This window comes from Neoalteromonas flava (genome assembly GCF_002807685.1).
Lineage (GTDB): Bacteria > Pseudomonadota > Gammaproteobacteria > Enterobacterales > Alteromonadaceae > Alteromonas_E > Alteromonas_E flava.
Genome location: NZ_PEAX01000002.1, coordinates 471,059 through 488,695, shown reverse-complemented (window position 1 = coordinate 488,695; position 17,637 = coordinate 471,059). Strand labels below are relative to the sequence as shown.

At 44.5% G+C, this 17,637-nt stretch carries 12 protein-coding genes and 1 rRNA gene; 8 read left to right on the top strand and 5 right to left on the bottom strand.

What is annotated here, in order from left to right:
• Positions 1–263 precede the first annotated feature (263 nt).
• A 5S ribosomal RNA gene (gene rrf / locus CSH92_RS06040) occupies positions 264–379 on the top strand.
• A 286-nt stretch (positions 380–665) separates the two neighbouring features.
• Here the strand turns inward: rrf and CSH92_RS06035 are convergent.
• Both CSH92_RS06035 and CSH92_RS06030 read right to left on the bottom strand, forming a co-directional pair.
• Positions 666–1,646 carry a catalase family peroxidase gene (locus CSH92_RS06035; protein WP_100656704.1) on the bottom strand — a complete coding sequence of 327 codons (981 nt, stop codon included), beginning with the start codon at positions 1,644–1,646 and terminating at the stop codon, positions 666–668.
• A gap of 12 nt (positions 1,647–1,658) precedes the next feature.
• The gene (locus CSH92_RS06030; protein WP_100656703.1) at positions 1,659–3,584 is read right to left on the bottom strand and encodes a tetratricopeptide repeat-containing diguanylate cyclase; all 1,926 of its coding nucleotides are present in this window, start codon (positions 3,582–3,584) and stop codon (positions 1,659–1,661) included.
• A 168-nt stretch (positions 3,585–3,752) separates the two neighbouring features.
• On the opposite strand from CSH92_RS06030, the gene CSH92_RS06025 reads away from it, so the two are divergent.
• From CSH92_RS06025 to CSH92_RS06015, 3 genes are all read left to right on the top strand, one after another.
• Positions 3,753–4,769 (top strand): MBL fold metallo-hydrolase, encoded by a 1,017-nt coding sequence (locus CSH92_RS06025; protein ID WP_100656702.1) that lies wholly within the window; start codon positions 3,753–3,755, stop codon positions 4,767–4,769.
• 87 nt (positions 4,770–4,856) lie between these two features.
• Positions 4,857–5,882 carry a patatin-like phospholipase family protein gene (locus CSH92_RS06020; protein WP_100656701.1) on the top strand — a complete coding sequence of 342 codons (1,026 nt, stop codon included), beginning with the start codon at positions 4,857–4,859 and terminating at the stop codon, positions 5,880–5,882.
• Positions 5,875–6,330: a hypothetical protein gene (locus CSH92_RS06015; RefSeq protein ID WP_124916929.1), complete on the top strand. Its 456-nt coding sequence runs from the start codon at positions 5,875–5,877 to the stop codon at positions 6,328–6,330. The genes CSH92_RS06020 and CSH92_RS06015 overlap by 8 nt, the downstream gene beginning before the upstream one ends.
• 11 nt (positions 6,331–6,341) lie before the next feature.
• On the opposite strand, the gene CSH92_RS06010 is transcribed toward CSH92_RS06015, so the two are convergent.
• Both CSH92_RS06010 and CSH92_RS06005 read right to left on the bottom strand, forming a co-directional pair.
• Complete coding sequence (locus tag CSH92_RS06010) at positions 6,342–6,815, bottom strand: MarR family winged helix-turn-helix transcriptional regulator (protein WP_100656699.1); 474 nt, start codon at positions 6,813–6,815, stop codon at positions 6,342–6,344.
• Between the two features lie 53 nt (positions 6,816–6,868).
• Positions 6,869–8,839 carry a BCCT family transporter gene (locus CSH92_RS06005; RefSeq protein WP_420807496.1) on the bottom strand — a complete coding sequence of 657 codons (1,971 nt, stop codon included), beginning with the start codon at positions 8,837–8,839 and terminating at the stop codon, positions 6,869–6,871.
• 259 nt (positions 8,840–9,098) lie between these two features.
• On the opposite strand from CSH92_RS06005, the gene CSH92_RS06000 reads away from it, so the two are divergent.
• From CSH92_RS06000 to CSH92_RS05985, 4 genes are all read left to right on the top strand, one after another.
• Positions 9,099–11,756 (top strand): TonB-dependent receptor, encoded by a 2,658-nt coding sequence (locus CSH92_RS06000; protein WP_100656697.1) that lies wholly within the window; start codon positions 9,099–9,101, stop codon positions 11,754–11,756.
• A gap of 106 nt (positions 11,757–11,862) precedes the next feature.
• Positions 11,863–13,815: a tetratricopeptide repeat-containing sulfotransferase family protein gene (locus CSH92_RS05995; protein WP_100656696.1), complete on the top strand. Its 1,953-nt coding sequence runs from the start codon at positions 11,863–11,865 to the stop codon at positions 13,813–13,815.
• A gap of 277 nt (positions 13,816–14,092) precedes the next feature.
• Positions 14,093–14,644, top strand: a complete 552-nt coding sequence (locus CSH92_RS05990) for a YkvA family protein (protein WP_100656695.1) — start codon at positions 14,093–14,095, stop codon at positions 14,642–14,644.
• A gap of 258 nt (positions 14,645–14,902) precedes the next feature.
• On the top strand, positions 14,903–15,808 hold the full coding sequence (locus tag CSH92_RS05985; RefSeq protein WP_100656694.1) for a transporter substrate-binding domain-containing protein: 906 nt from the start codon (positions 14,903–14,905) through the stop codon (positions 15,806–15,808).
• Between the two features lie 3 nt (positions 15,809–15,811).
• Here CSH92_RS05985 and CSH92_RS05980 read toward each other — a convergent pair whose 3' ends face one another.
• Complete coding sequence (locus CSH92_RS05980) at positions 15,812–17,458, bottom strand: sensor domain-containing diguanylate cyclase (protein WP_164084664.1); 1,647 nt, start codon at positions 17,456–17,458, stop codon at positions 15,812–15,814.
• Positions 17,459–17,637: the final 179 nt, after the last annotated feature.

Genomic DNA, 17,637 nt, shown 5'->3' with positions numbered 1-17,637 from the left:
GGCAGGGTGTGGAAGCGTTGCAAGGCGTTAAGCTAACCTGTACTAATTGCCCGAGAGGCTTAACCATACAACACCTAATGTGTTTGTGGTGACAATCGTAAGACCATACAAAACGCGCTCTTAGATTAAATTACAGCTTTTTCCTTATTGTTTAAGTAAGGCTGACTTAACAAACTCCTCAAGAGTACTGTGAGTCCTCCTTGCGCAAATATCACGATGAAAGCTTCGCAATCATCATGAATTTGCACGATAACCAGTTTATGTCTGGCGACAATAGCGACGTGGTACCACCTGACTCCATTCCGAACTCAGAAGTGAAACACGTTAGCGGCGATGGTAGTGTGGGGTCTCCCCATGTGAGAGTAGCACATCGCCAGACTCCCAATTCGAAAAAGCCCTTCTCGTGTGAGAGGGGCTTTTTTATTTCCGCTGTCCCATTTTGAAGTACGTGACACTTTTAATTGGCGTCATTCCCGCGTACGCAGGAATCTCCAAGGATTAGCCTAAACGTCTGTTAGATCGATGGTAAAATATCCGTTTCTTTGTGAGAGCTCCCGGCAATCGCCGGGAACAGGTTTGCTTTAGACAGGACGATAAGTCTTTCAGTTGGGACAACGGGTGTTTCAACTGAGATACCGTTATTAGAGTTTCAACTGATAAACTATTTACTGCCCTGATAAACGTTTACCAAACGATATCGCATACGCGGGAGAACGCATTTTTAGTACGGGATCATCACTAGTTGCGAATCCTGCACTAACCACATTTGGATCAAAGTTTATCGGCGTGCATGCATCCCCACCCACAGCGTTCAACGTTATTTTTCCGAACTCCACAGTTTCTCGATCTGCAGGCCAGGCTTGTGAAGGATCAATCGTTGTATCTTCCGGTTGTCCTAATGTTGCATGAATAGTGAAGGAAACACCATCGGCATTAAATTGCTGTTGCAAATGATCGCTTAAAAATAACTCAGGTAAAGCTTGTTTCTCTTCTGTTGTTAGCAGGCGCTCTCCCGCATCTGGTGTCGTATGCCAGCGAAATACTTGTCGCTCGCCTTTGCCATCAACAAAATAGAATGCGTGTAGTCCAAAATACTTAGAAGTTCCATATGAATACGGAGGGGGCGTGACTTGCTGCCATTGCGCTAATGGTTGAGTACTAGGATGTGTTGCGATATACGCCCCAACTTTTTGATAGTCAACGACGCCCTCTGGATTAGGTAATAAGTTTTCTAGTAATCCGAAAAAAGTCGCCGGATCTTTAGCGGCGAACACTGGGGTACTATTGCCAACAATATGGTGCTTGCTACCGTCAGGTAAATTAATTTGGATTGCCATACCTCGCGCACCATTTGCGCGTTGATCTGCCGATGGGTTGCCACTGCCCATTGAAAAACGAACTGTAGCCGGTAAAGTTTCTGCAGAAAAAAGCGCAGAAGTACTACGCTCTGCAAGCGCTTTATTGGGGGTAAAAGTGGCCGCAGCGCAGACACCATTGGCATGTGCCCTTCTTTGCCCCTTGTGCTGCCCACCGAGTTTTTCAAAGAGTTCGATAAAGTCGTTTGGGCTCGGTTCTGCATTAACGTTGCTAATTGGTGTAAGGGCAAATGCACCAGCAACAATTACTGCAGAAGATAGGTATCGCATATTGGTTCTCCGTTAAATTTTATGTTCGACCTGGACAATACGATCCCGGCCATTATTTTTAGCTTTGTATAAGCCTTCATCTACCTGCCGCAACACCTCTTCGACACTTGTTTGGTTTTTAATTTCAAGTAGTCCAATAGACGCTGTAAAATTCCAACCTTTGATATTTAGGTTTTCTGGTATTGCCTGCGTTGCTTGTGTAAATGCCTCTAATCGTTGCTGGGTATCATTTATGTTTGAACGGGGAAAGACAAATAAAAATTCCTCGCCGCCTATGCGCCCAAGCACGTCTGAGTCTCTAAAGGTCATGCGAGAATATTCACCAAACTCTCTTAAAACAGCGTCGCCAGCTGAATGACCGAACTCGTCATTGAGTTGTTTAAAGAAGTCAATATCAATCATTGCAACACTAAGCGGTTCATTATAACGATGAGCAACTGACATCAGGTTTTCTAAACTCTCAATAACAAAATGTCGAGAATACAACCCCGTAAGTGAATCATGGTGAGCTAACTTTTCTAATCTGGCTTTGGTGCGTTTATCATTAAAGTATAGGACCAATAAGACAATACAAATCACAACTACAAAAAGAGTTGAAATAAGCCACAGTAATTCCCGTTGGTTTTTAGCGACTAGCAAAGCCTGCTGGCGTTCGTTTTCGGCACTTAATAAAGCATTTTGAGCGGTTTGTTTGTCGAGCTCGAATTCGGCTCTAATACGCAGAAACTCGCCTTCACTCTGTTGCTTGCGGTACTCAGTGGCGAGCGTTTCAGTTTCGATTGTTAGCTCATAAGCTGCCTTGAAATCACCTAACAGACTCAAAATTTTCGCTTTCTTTTGTTGCGCATCGATCAAATGTGGACGCATCGATTCGCCAGTAACGAACTCCAATGCCTGATTGACGTTGTTAAGTGCACTTTGGTATTCCTCGGCAACGATTTCAATATCCGTTAGGATCAAATACGAGTTCAACATCATGTAGGGGTTATAGGTATTTGAAAATATGTTGATCGCTCGAGCAATTAGTTTCCGCGCTTGCTCATATTCTTCTAACTCAGTGTAGATCGATGCTAGCTCTTTTAGTGTATAAGCTTCACCTTGTGTATCCTTTATTTGCTTAGATAATTCTAATGACTCATAGAGCACTGTTTTACCTTTTTCTAGCTCACCTAGTGACTTGTAGGCCCGCCCTAAGCCATAGGTTGCATTGCTCAACTCTAACCATTTACTTTCGTTGCGGTAATAATTGGCAGCAATTTCAAAATACATCATGGCTTCTTGAACATCACCACGATATTCGTAAACCAATGCAATGAATGATGCAATGTGAGGTTCGGGATACGTGTTTGCATATCTGCTCAGTTGTTCAGCTTGTTGGAAGCTGTCCAATGCAGTGGTGTAATCACCTAAGGTTAAATTTATTAAGCCATCAGATATGGCGGCCTCTTGTAATAATGCAAAATCTGATTCTTGCTCGGCCCACGCATATACTTCATTAACTAACGAAATACCTTCTTCGGCTTTGCCGGCCAAATCGAGCGCATTCGTTTTCGCCAGAGTTAATTGGTAATACAGCCACGGATTTTGAGCCTTGCTTGTTAAGGTGAGACCTTGTTCAGCATGCCACAACGCTTGGTCAGCTTTTATCTGCGCGTAAAACGCCTTGCTCAGCAAGTATAGCCACTCAGCGCTGGAAGGACTGCCTGACGAAGTCGTTGAGTCCAAAGTACGTAATTGCAGCATCGCGTGCTCAATTACAGCATTTGGATCCGAATCGATTTGATTGAGTTGATATCGAATCGGATCTGACCACTCACGCACTGGCACTTGAGTCGTTGAGGTTAAGCTATTTTCATTTGCCGATACCGGTTCCAAGCCAACGATTGATAGGAACAAGAGGTGTATTACAAACGCGATAGAGAGCAGATTTTTATCCAAACTAGATGGCCTGAAATTCGTTCTTTCGATGAAATATTCGATACCAAGAGCATAGTCTCTTTATCTCTAAGAAGGCAATAAATCGGATCAATAGTTATGAATCAAGATCGATGAATTGTCATTTGTAGTGTTTGTGTTTACATGTGATGTCTTCCTTACGAGGTTTCCATGGTTAAAGAATATAATGGTAAAACAGCACCTGAGGCAGGTGAACTGGTTGCAATAGCGCCCGGCGTACTGTGGCTGCGCATGCCTTTGCCATTTGCATTAGATCATATAAACCTCTATCTAATCGAGGATGGTGACGCCTACGCAGTAATCGATACTGGGGTTAATGACCAAGCGACCATAGCGTTATGGGAAGCAATTATAAGGGATTATTCGTTACAAATTTCGCGAGTTATCGTCACTCATATGCATCCTGACCACATTGGTAATGCTGGGTGGTTGACTGAAAAATTCCGTGTACCGTTAGCCATGAGCTTTAGTGAATACTTTTCAGCACGCAGCATAAGAGCGGGTGCTGCGGGAGCCGATAATTGGGTTGAAAGGCAGTTTATGCAACGTTGCAACTTGCCATCTGAATACATTGAAAAAGCACTTAAGAGTCGGCAAGGTTTTGCGACTGCCGTGAGCCCTATTCCAACTAGTTTCGAACGGCTCGTTGATGAACAAACGGTAGTGTTAGGAAATTCACGGTGGCAGGTGCTTGTAGGTCAAGGTCATTCTCCCGAACACGTGTGCCTGTATTGCGCTGAAAAAGGCTTATTGCTTTCAGGTGACCATGTTTTGCCAGAAATATCACCAAATATTGGTGTATACAGCACTGAACCTGAAGCTAACCCACTCGCTCGTTATCTTAAGACGCTAGAAAAATTTAAACTTCTTCCCAAAGACACATTAGTCCTCCCCTCACATCGTATGCCGTTCTATGGCTTGCATGATCGGATCCTAGCGTTAGTCTCCCACCATCAAGAGCAACTTGCGCGTTTACGTGATTTTTGTCGGATGCCGCGAACACTTGATCAGTGTTTACCACAACTGTTTACGCGTCCACTGAACGGGCAGGCCATGTTTTTTGCTAACGCTGAAGGCTTAGCGCACTTGAACTACTTAGTGGCTGCTGAGGAGATTAACCGCAAGTTAGGCGACGATGGAGCTTATTATTATGAGACTTGCGTTTGAACTACCAGTATCGGTTTGATACTGGTAGTTTTGCCCATCTGAACTATTCTAATAGATAAATTTCCCCCGATGAGATAGTGGACATCCATGAGTAAACTTATCCTGTCATTGGACGGCGGCGGAATCCGTGGTGCTGCAACTACGCAGTTTCTTTCCCACGTTGAAGCTGAGCTTTCCAAGCGAGCTAATAAGACCCTTCGCGATTGTGTCGATTTTTATGCTGGCACTAGCACTGGCAGTATTATCGCACTGGCATTAGCAACAACGCGTTTGACGATGGAAGATATCAATCAGTTGTATAGTGTTGAAAACGCAAAACATATTTTTAGTGAAAATCGAGGTTGGTTTGAGATTGATGGTGTAAATGCCCCTAAGTACTCGGCTGAGGGTAAGCGAACCGTGCTGGAGAGAAATTTTGCGGATGCTAAGTTACAAAATGTAGAGCCCAACAAGCATGTACTTTGCGTGACGTATGGTATCGAAAAGCGTCGTCCGTATGTTATTAAAACAACAAAGCCAGCACATTGTCAGTTGCTTTCAGCTGATGTCGCAGATGCATCAAGCGCCGCACCTACATTTTTTCCGACCAAAGCGATGCGTCTTGAAGATAATGACTTTGATAGCTGGTTGATAGATGGTGGTGTTATTGCGAATAATCCAACTATGTGTGCTATCGCTGAAGCTAGGCGCTGCTGGAGTGACTCTCGGTTAAGTGACTTGCGGGTAATTTCGGTAGGAACCGGGTTTCGTACGCGCAAGTTGAACGGCCCTGAATCTCAGCATTGGGGAGCATTACAATGGATGACCAAAGGGAATATTATTGATATTTTATCTGACGAGATGGTCGTTGGTTATCAGGCGATTACCATGGTAGAAAACGGTAAGTATATTCGCGTAAATTCACAATTAACTCATCAACCAGGTTTAGCAAATCCTGCTGATGATGCCATGGATGATATTAGTGCAGGTAATATCGCCAAGCTCAAACAAATGGGCGATTTTTGGTATGCACGCTATGGCCAAGCAGTAGTAGAGATGTTGCTCGATGAATATACTGGAAACTCGTTGGATCGTATTGATGTAAAAACAGGATTGCCGATTGTCTTTGGATAAATCAACTTTTCAACGCCACGGTGAGTTTGTTACTCGCCGCAGTGGGCAATTGTTATTATTTTCTGGTCGCGGCCCCTGGAACGACCAAACTATGCGGATCGGCTCAAGGGATATGGCAGGGTATATCCAGCAATTCGATCATAAAAAGCCGTGGGCGCAAATTAGTGCGTTATACGGTGAAAGTTTGATGCCACCAAGCACTTTCGACTCATTTGTGAAACACACGGTTATCCGCAAGCAAATCGGTTTAGAAGCGCTTTCAGTGGTTATCTTTGACTCCGATGTGGCATTAACCATTGAGGCTCAGCTGAGACAAGCGTATGAAGTCGCTGAACTCGAGCCACGATTTTTTACAGATATCGAAAGTGCGATTGACAGTCTCGATCCCGCCCGCTATCAGCATGACCTGGGTTACGTGCAAGGTTTCTTCCGTCAACATCAATTTTGACTGTAAATCGCTTATTTGTCGGCGATACTGCCCACTTCTAATACCGGCGCAGCATCTATATCTTCAGCATCCATCATACTGGCAATGCGCTGCAGGGTAGCAACCATCTGACTTTGTTCCCATTCCTTAAGTTGTGCAAAGCGATTAGTAAAGTGTTCTTGGAAGGGGAGCGGTGCATCTAGCAATATCGTTGTGCCGGACTCAGTTAAGAATAAACCTACCTTGCGCTTATCTTCAGTGCTCCTAACGCGCTGGACCAACGCTTTACTCTCCAGCCGATCCAAAATGCTGGTCACCGTTGCGGGGCTCAAATTAATATTATCAGCAACTTGGCGAACCATAATGCCGGGTTTCTTACCGATATTTTGCATTACTAACAGCTGTGGCCCAGTAAGGCCAACATCTTTACTGAGTTGTTTTGAGCGCAGGTCTATCGCTCGGATGACTTTGCGCAACGCGACTAGTAACTCTTCGTCTTTCTGCATGACTGTTCTTCTTAACTAGCTATAACGAACATGGCGCTGTCTAAGGGAGCCCGTCAGCGCAACATGTGTAAGAAATGCAAATGCTTATGATAATGCTCTATAATGTCATTGATTACAGCGAGCTTAGACCAACCCATGATATCGTAGTCTTGGCCGCCTTCACTCAAATGCACTTCGGCACGATAGTATGACTGATCATCATCGCTGTCTATATTTTCTGTGTCAGTTTGGGTGTAGTCTGGTTGCACGTGCTGGCGAAAATAAACGGCGTAGACGAACCCTTGCTCATCCCCTTGTTCAACACTCAATGCTATACCTTTGTCAGTCGTTTGAATTTCTGCTTGGATCTGATTTTTAGCCAGTTCTTCTTGCACGGCCTTAAATGCTGCGCTTACAGTACTATTGATATAGGTTACTACGGCTTGGCGATTAGGAAAGTTAACGATATTGTGCAAGCGTTCACGCCAGGCTGATGCGCTCTCAGTCGGTTGCAATGGGACAGTGTTGATTTGTAAGCTCTCGCGCTTGTAGCCTTCGATCCGCAATGCTTTTATTAATCCGAACATTGACAGCGTGAGCACGATCGCAAACGGTAACGCCGCTGCTATGGTCATTGTTTGCAAGGCTGATAGACCGCCCGCAGCAAGTAAAATTGCCGCCACTACGCCGACACCCACAGTCCAGTAAATACGCTGCCATACCGGAGTGTTATTATTGCCATGAGAACATAACATATCAACAACCATTGCACCTGAGTCACAGGAGGTGACGAAAAAAATAATTACCATCAATATGGCAACCACAATTAATACCTCTGAAAATGGAAAGTGCTCGAGAAAAACAAATAACGCGACAGAGGTGTTTTCATTGACCAGATTAGCTAAGTCATTTGCTCCTTGGCCATGCACTAAATCAATCGCTGTGTTGCCAAACACGGTCATCCATAACAACGTAAACGCGGTTGGGACTAACAGCACACCAATAACAAACTCGCGAATAGTTCGTCCGCGTGAAATACGGGCGATAAAGAGTCCAACAAAGGGGGCCCATGCCAACCACCACCCCCAGTAAAATATTGTCCAACCGCCTATCCAATCCGTAGGTTCATAGGTAAATAAATTGAAAGTGTTTCTAACGATATCCGAAAGGTATGCCCCGGTATTTTGTAGATATGCTTTAAGTAGGAATACCGTCGGTCCCAACGCAAGGACAAATCCAAGCAATAGAATCGCTAAAATCATATTGGTTTCTGACAAGCGGCGAATGCCTTTATCGAGCCCTGAGACAACCGAGACAATGGCAACACTAATGATCAAGGCCATTAAAATTATTTGATTAGTATTCGAAATTTCGAGGCCAAACAAGTAGTTCAGCCCGGTATTAATCTGCGAAGCGCCTAGCCCGAGTGAAGTGGAAACGCCAAATATAGTGCTTATGACGGCAAATATGTCTACCGTGTGGCCAATCCAGCCATGGATCCGCTCACCAATAAAAGGATACAGCGCGGACCGTAAAGTCAAAGGTAGGCGATGACGGAAGCTGAAGTAAGCTAATACCAAAGCAACAACAGCGTATATTGCCCAGGCATGCACCCCCCAATGGAAAAAAGTGGTTTTCATCGCTTCACGTACGGCCTCGACCGTACCTTCGTCGGCTGTAGGCGGCGCAATGTAGTGCATCAATGGTTCAGCTACGCCAAAAAACATCAGGCCGATACCCATACCTGCGGCAAACAGCATTGATAACCAAGTGACAAAGGAATAATCGGGAGTCGCGTGGTCAGGACCTAGCCGAATCGACCCATATCTCGAAACACCAAGATAGGTGACGAGTAACAATATAATGGCAACGGTGAGGACATAAAACCAACTACCATTGTCTACGATAGCGCTCTGAATCGTTGCAAAACTGCGACTGGCCAGATCCGGCGCTATAAATGCAAATACCAACAGCAGTGTAATCGCGATGGATGCTGGATAAAACACCTTAGCATTCAAATGAGAGTGATTATTGGCCACGTAGATCTCGCCTTAGGTGCATAGATACCGCTCTTTGGTTGCGCTTTAAAACTCAATATAAAGCATCAAAGACGGTATTTAAATAACTTCTCAATTATATTGAATACAATTTATAAACGATTGCAGAGTATCATAAAGGTGCTATTTAGATCTGATAATATTGATTTAATTTAGAAAAATATAATTAGAATTGAACCTATATTGTGGTTTTCTACTATGTTTATATAGTTGTATACAAATAAAAAGCAAAATAAGTGAGCACACTATGAATCGAAGTAAACTGAGCTGCGCAATTGTCGCCGCACTCGCATCTGTGCCTGCCTCGGCGCAGGAAACTAATGCGAATGTACCGAGTAAAGCGCAAATTGAGACAATCGAAGTAACTGCCACCAAGCGCACAGAATCAATACAAGAAATCCCAGTATCGGTCACCGCCTTAAATGGCGAAGCGCTAGAAAACTTGGGCGTTGATAATTTTCAGGACTACGTAGAGTTCTTACCCAACGTAGTGTTTCAAGGAACTGGGCCTGGACAAAACGAAATATATATTCGTGGTGCGGCAACGTCGCAAACTAATATTGCGGTTTCTTCAGTACAAGCATTACAACCATCAGTCGCATTTTACTTAGATGAACAACCCGTCAGCATGCAGGGGCGGAACTTAGATATATTTGCGACTGACATGCAACGCGTTGAAGTTTTACCCGGCCCACAAGGAACCCTTTTTGGTGCTAGCTCACAATCGGGTACGGTCCGCTTAATTACCAAAAAACCTGACCATATTGGCTTTGCCGCCGGCGTAGATACTAACTTCGCGTTTACCAAAGGCGGTGAAATGAGTAACACCGTTGAAGCGTTCATGAATTTCGCACTAACCGATGATCTTGCAGTTCGGGTGGCAGCCTATAATGAGCGCCAAGGTGGCTGGATAGATAACGTATTGAACGACCCGGCTAACGGCGGATATGGTGGCAGTGCTGTAGTCATTGATCGTATTTCTGGCGGTGTGCTCAGCGATCCTGAAAATACGCCGGTGGTAGCGCCGAATAATGATGCTTTGGTTGAGGAAGACTTCAATGATGCGGTCTATTCTGGCGCACGCTTCGGCCTTTCATACATCTTCGATGATAATTGGAAGTTGTTAGTCCAGCACACTCAACAGATCCTCTCAACTGAAGGGGTTTTTGCCTATGATCCTAATTTAGCCGGAGAAAGCTCGGCCAATCGCTTCGTACCAGAAGATAACGATGATGAGTTTGGCTTAACGACTTGGACTTTGGAAGGTCGCCTCGAAAAATTGGATTTGGTCTATACCGGTGGCTACCTTGACCGTCAAATCGACTCAACTATCGATTACACGGGTTATACAAATGGGGGCTTATTTGCTGCCTACTATGTATGTAACCATTATGAAGCAGCCACACCCGCGGATGAACGTTGCTTAGATCCTACCAAGTTCTATAAAGAAGACACTTCTACAAAGCGCATGACCCATGAGTTTAGGGTGAATACCGATGCTGATAATGATTGGCGTATAACTGCCGGTATTTTCTATGATGAGCAAGAGGTGGCGACGGTAGGTAAGTTTAACATTGGGAATACCGACTTAGGTTTCTTTTCTAATCTAGCGCGAACGACAGTTGGTACAGAAGGCATTAACAGTGATGGCGGCCCATTTGAGTCAGAAGTGAGTTTTGTTAATGATGTCACGCATGAAATTAACCAAATTGCCCTGTTTGGGCAACTGGAGTATGACCTCACAGACTCGGTGACCGCATCGATTGGAGCACGTTGGTATGAAATCGAGGATATCTTCCGAGGTTCTACAACTACAGTAGATGTGACTCGTCGGATCCGCGCGTTTGGTACCTTGGATCCCAATGAACTCGCTGCGGTTGGGGAGGACCCCGCGCTCATTCAGCAAGCCATTGCAAATGGTCAATTGGAAGTCGATCTGTTGGACGACGACGGTGTGCTAACAGTCGATGATGTTATTTTTAAAGCATCACTTGACTGGAAAGTTAATAAAGATGTGCTGCTCTTTACCACCTACTCAGAAGGATTTAGACCGCCAGTAACGAACCGTGTTGGCGGTGGCCAAGCGACCAATCAAAGTGGTGCATTTGAAGGGTTTAGGATCCCTGTGTATTCACTCACGGATACCCTAGACAACTACGAAATTGGTATGAAGGGTGACTTTCTTGATGGAATATTGCGGATCAATGCCACGGCTTATTATTCTGAGATTACTGATCTGCAAACCTCGCGCTTCGATCCGACCAATATCAGTTTCTTAGTATTTACCGATAATGTAGGTGATGCAGAGATCAAGGGTTTAGATGCGGACATCACTTGGCTAGCGACTGATGACTTAGTAATCAACGCATCATTCAGCATGCTGGACACCGAACTCACGCGCATCAACCCAGAGCTACAAGGGATTGCGCCGGGGGTAGGAAGTGAACTGCCTTACTCAGCGAGTTTCTCTGGCAACCTTCGAGCTCAATACTACTATGAACTTCCAGATGGAATGACCGGGTATATCAACGGATCAATAGCCTACACAGGGGATCGACTCGCGAGCATGAAGATGGACGCATACGTATTGGAAGATACTACACAGCTTGTGTATGGCACTGGCTCTGGTCTGAGTATTCAGCAAGAGGCTGCCGTGTATGAAGGTGTCACCTACACTGATGCTAATGGGCAAGTCTTTAAGGGAGGTCGATATATCCAAGACAGCTACGCTATCGCAAATATTGCATTTGGGATAACCAATGATGAGTGGAAAGCGGAGCTATATATCGATAACATCACTGATGAAAACGCCACGTTGTATATTGATAATCAACAATTTACTCCGAAGGTTGTCACCAATCGACCACGCACTATTGGGTTGCGATTGTCCTACGACTTTTTCTAGACGGTGACTAAATAAATTGAAAGGGGCAGGTGCAAACTTGCCCTTTTTCATTTTCTGGCGCGATATCGGTAAGATACGATTGGTAAACGAACGAATAAGGGTTTAAGTGGATCAAACCAGTGTAATTAAACAACAGATCGCAAGTGGTCAATTTGCTCAAGCAATTGCCGCAATAGAGGCTATATTTGCAGCACAGAGTCAGCCGACTGAAGCTGCTGAATTGCGCTATATGTTAGCTGTCGCTCTGCGTTTGAAGGGCGAGCCTGAGCGCGCTTTACAGGCCTTACAGGAGTTACTTACTGGTTATCCAGAGCACGCTCGTGGCTATCAAGAGCGTGGTTACTTATTTCAGCAGCGCGGAGATGTGCAACAAGCTGCGATTGGTTTTTTTCAAGCGACTAAACGTAATCCTGCCTTAATCACTAGCTGGCGAGCATTGATCCCGTTATATCGTGCACTTCATAATCCACAAGCAGAGCGTATTGCAAGGCAACAAGTTGAGCAATTGGAAGCGTTGCCCCCTGCTATTTTGCAAGCGCGCGATTTAATGTATGAAGGACAGCTCCATGTTGCAGAACAGCTGTGTAGACAATTTCTGCAACAGGATAAAACGCACCCAGAGGCAATGCTGTTGTTGGCTGAGATCGGTGTGCAGCTCAAGATATACAATGAGGCAGAGTTCCTCCTCGAAACACTTCTAGAGTTGCACCCGACGCATTTGGGGGCGGGTTTAGAATACCTTAAGTTACTTGCCAAAATGGGGAAATTCGCACTGGCGCTTGCGCTGGCCGATCGTATGCTTGCAATCTACCCAACACATACGGTGTTACAAACTGCGAAAGCCACGGCGCTTGTTGGCATCGGCGCGGTGGAAGAGGCGATATCGCTCTATCGCGAACTGTTAACAAAAGAGGAATCTCACGGTGTTCAGCTGCTACTTGGCCACGCACTCAAAGCTGCTGGAAAACTCCCAGAAGCAATTAATTCTTATCAACGTGCTTACGCATTAAAGCCCGAATTTGGTGATGCGTATTGGAGCTTGGCAAACACCAAAACCTACCGTTTTTCAAATGTGGAAATCACTCAAATGCAGGAGCAGTTGGCGCGTGATGATATTACAGTTGACGACAGGGTCCATATTAATTTTGCGCTGGCGAAAGGGCTAGAAGATGCCAAGAAGTTCAGCGATTCCTTTGATTTTTACGCACAAGGTAACGCGCTTAAGCAGGAGCAAATTCAATACAATCCCGATTTATTCTCTGCTCAAGTAGATGCACAAATTGCTACCTTTACCCCCGAACTATTTGCGCACTATGAAGGCACTGGAAGCAATGCCAGCGCCCCTATATTTGTTGTTGGCCTACCTCGAGCAGGCTCTACTTTGCTCGAGCAAATCCTAGCGAGTCATTCGCAGGTGGACGGTACCATGGAGCTACACAATATCCTAGGTCTCGCATCCCGCTTGCAGGGGCGGGGTAAGGGATATCCACAACGATTAAAAAACATAAACCCCGACTTACTGCAGCAATTTGGTGAACAATACATAAAAGATACTCAAGTCTATCGGGGGCAAGCTCCCTTTTTTATTGATAAAATGCCAAACAATTTCCTCCATATTGGTTTGATCAAATTGATCTTACCGAAGGCTAAAGTCATTGATGCTCGGCGTGATCCAATGGCCTGTTGCTTTAGTGGTTTCAAACAATTGTTCGGGGAAGGACAGGAATTCAGCTATAGCCTCGAAAACATAGGTCGTTACTACAACGATTATCAGCGACTAATGGCGCACTGGGATAGTGTTTTACCTGACTTTGTGTTGCGAGTTCAACATGAGGATGTGGTGGATGATTTGGCTACGCAAGTGCGCAGAATTTTGGATTTCTGTCACTTACCTTTTGAGCAAGGTTGTATCGACTTCTATAAAACTCAACGGTTAATCAAAACGCCAAGTTCTGAGCAAGTGCGGCAGCCAATTTATCGTTCAGCGTTAACTCAGTGGCAAAATTTTGCGCCCTTTTTGCAGCCTCTGCGAACCGTTTTAGCTATTGATGAGCATTAGGTACAAAAGACATTATAAAGTAGCAAGCTTCGCTCACTGATTAGAGTAGCAATTTAGTTGTGAAGCCATTTTCTGGATTAACATGCAGGATTGCCCTCAATGTGCTAGTTGTAACAATGTGATAAGTCGCAAATTCGCATGACAAGGTTTACTATTGGTTAGATTAATCGAGCAAAATTTATTACGTCGAGTCGATTTCGTTACTAAGCGTCTGTAAACTCGCATTGATATAGCATATGCTTAACATTTGAATAAAACATAATAAAGGGAATCACGCATGTCGTTAGATATTAATATTGAACTCAATGAAAGTGATCTAGAGCATTTTAAAAGCTTGATGACGGCTGCTATCGAGAAGGCCAAAGACCTTCCTGCAGACACGATTATCGCTCGAGCTCAAGAGATGTGCGTTGAAATGGAGCAAGCAAGGGTTCCTGATTTCGTTGCGAAACGTTTAGTTTCCCTCGAGATGTTAATCCAAGCGGTGCAAGATGAAGATTGGCAAATGCCGGAAGATGAACGGATTGAAGTGTTAACGTCGTTGGCATATTTCGCTGAACCACACGACTTGGTGCCCGATAGCATCCCAGGTTTGGGGTATCTCGATGATGCAATTATGATTGAGTTAGTGATCCGTGATTTGTCTGAAGACTTGGAGGCGTATCAGGCATTTTGCGCTTACCGGATAACTGAAACCAATCGCAAAGGTGCAGATTCCACTGTTGACAGAGCGTCATGGCTTGATGACAAGCGCAGCGAATTGCGCTCACGCTTGCGCAGGAATAAGTCTACGGCAGGTCGCCGCCGAGTTTTTTCTCGGATTATGTAAACGTTACTAAAACGACATCAGTCTTTTCTATACTACGGCGCTTGGATTTTATTCTGGGCGTCGTTTTTGTTTTTATCGCATGGTCGGAATTTGATTTTTTGTCATCCATGCATTTATTGGCCAATAAATTTGCCATGTCTAATGGTGGATTTTTTGCTTGAGATCAAAGCATCAGCTATACCTATAGATAATAATCGCAAAAGTCGCCTGTAAATTGGAGGTTGCTTGTGCAACTAAGTGGTAATTTTCGGGATAACGATGCTTTTTACTGAGTACTTAAGAATTTTATTAATCGGTATGTGGCTCATACTTGCTTACGGTGTGGGTTCGGCGCATGTCTATGCGCTTAGCGCCACTGATCAAGCGGTTTCCCATTACAACTTGGTAATGCCACACTCACCCAATCGCAATTCTCGCAATCGCTATGTTGAAGAGTTGGTAGAACAAGCGCTAAAAACTCAAGGACAAACGGTTTCTTTTGAATATTATCCTTTCCCAACCAACGTTAAACGCACCATGCTGCTGATGGGGGAGAATGCACAGATTGATTTGACTTGGATGCCGGCGACTCATGAATATGTCAATTCGTTTTCTTACATAACTCTACCGCTTTATCAGGGCCTGCATGGTATTCGTCTATTATTAATACATAATGACAATCAACAGCGTTTTGCGGCAGTGAACTCACTTGACGATCTTGCGCAGTTAATGGGACTGCAACATGAGTCTTGGTCCGACACTGCAGTCTTATTGAGTAATGGATTATCGGTGAATCGAGAACTCGATTACGACAATATGATCCGTGCTATCGGCCTGAAAGTGGCTGATTACTTTCCCCGCTCTGCTATGACGATTCAGTATGAACAACAAAAAGTAAAAGAGCAGGGAATTATAATTGAGCCGTATTTAGCCCTGGTATACCCCAGCTATTATTTGCTCTTTGTTTCGGAAAAGTCACCAGAGCTTAAGGCTTCGCTACAGCGCGGGGTTGATCATCTTATCCAAGAACAGAAATTTATGCTTATTTTTGAACGGTACTTCAAAGACCGTTATCAGGGCCTTGATTTAAGTCAGCGTAAAAAACTGATACTCAAAAATAATGACATTCCACCAGAGTTAATAACGACGCTGAATTCGCGTTTAATGTTTGGCGTAGACAACTAGAGTTCAGTTCTCTGCACTTTTGACAGAGTCTCTTCCGCTTTCCTTTGCCGCGTAAAGTGCCATGTCAGCCTGGTGGATCATTTGTTCAAGGTTAGTTTCAGTTAGTTCAGCAGTACCGTATTTGCCTTGCACAGTGCCGCTTACACCAAGGCTTGCAGTAAGGCTTATTGATGCTTCTTCCGTTAGTACTTGCATAGCAGCAATGGAGCTGCGTAGAGTCTCTGCTACTTTAAGTGCTTGAGTTTGACTTGTTTCCGGCAGTAGGATCAGAAACTCCTCTCCACCCCAGCGTGTTAAGAGATCACTTTTTCTTATCCCTAACTGCAAAATTTCCGCAACTGACCGCAGGACTTCGTCGCCTGCACTATGACCATATTGATCGTTGATTTTTTTGAAGTAGTCGATATCGACGATTATCACCGCGACATCGTGTTTCTGCCTGACATGCTGCAACCAAAGTTTTTGTGTGACTTGCTCGAAGCCTCGTCGATTGTACACACCCGTTAAACTATCAACACGCGCGTACTGTTGAGCTAGTTGTTTCGCAATTTCTGCCTCACGGAAGCGTTGCGCTAATAAAAATGCCAAACATATTGCCTCAAACGACATTCCAACTTCGATTAATTTGAATGTGACATCATTATAAGGCACCAAACCAGCAACAGCGCCGGTTGATATGCAAATACAGGCCGCCGCGGTCAATGAGCACAACAAAAAGAGCTTCGCCGCCTTAATCTTGTGTTTGTATGCTTGAAAACCAATAGCAACAAATAAGAAAACAAAACTAGTATTTAGAATAAATGCCAAGATTAAAGCCATTGTTAAGTTATTAAACAGCGCTCCAAGCAGCATGCCCGCAGGTATGCTCACCGTTACAGCGACAGTGAGTTTGTCGAGTCTTGGCGCGTAGGTCTTAGTATTGAGCAGAACGCGAGCAAAATGTAATCCGGCAATCGAATAGGTGATCATGAGGAAAATATCTAACCAATCTTGAAAATAAGCGCCCCAATGAGGTGTAAACCAGGTATGCAATTGACCGGTATACGAAAGACTATTAATCACAAAACCAATTAGGTATGCGGCATAAAGGCCAAACTCTTTGCGCCGGATATTGTAATAAATAATCGCGTTGTAAAGCGCTAACGCAATCATCAACCCATATAAAAATCCGTACTGATAACCGGTTGAAATATCTCGTTGGGTGGCCAACTCAGCCTCAGAGATCCGGATTGGCAAAGCCATCGGGCCAATCGTTTCTATGCGCAAATAGATTACAGATGTCCCTTCAGGAAGGACCGTCTCAAAGGCAAAAAAACGGTATTGCATCGGGCGTTCGTGAAAAGGTACAGCATCACCTCCAACAATATGCTGGAAAGCTTTGCCGTCTTGCACTATCCATGCATCAATATGGTCAAGCCAAGGGGTTTCAACGCTAAGACGGTATTCGTTTTCTTTCGCCTCAGGATTATTAATAACTATTTTGAGCCACACGGGAGCGACACTAATTCCAAGTGAGATTGAAGAACCAGTGCCGACTTTGCCCTTGCCCTGTTCAAATCGCTTGGTCGCTTCATTCAGTGACAATCGCTGATCAGTTTCCTGAAAATAGGTAATGTATTTACCTACTGTTAGTGCTGTCTGATCGTTCAAAGTCAGAACTGGTTGGGCGTGCGAGAATGAAGATAACAACAAAAAGCCACCTAGGCATAACAATGAAAATGCCCAGTTCTTTTTGCTGGAGGTCTGAAAACAGACAGGAAAATTTTTTACATTCACTACTACACTGCCGCATGATGATTGTGCCTAAGCACCATCGTATTTGGCAAAAT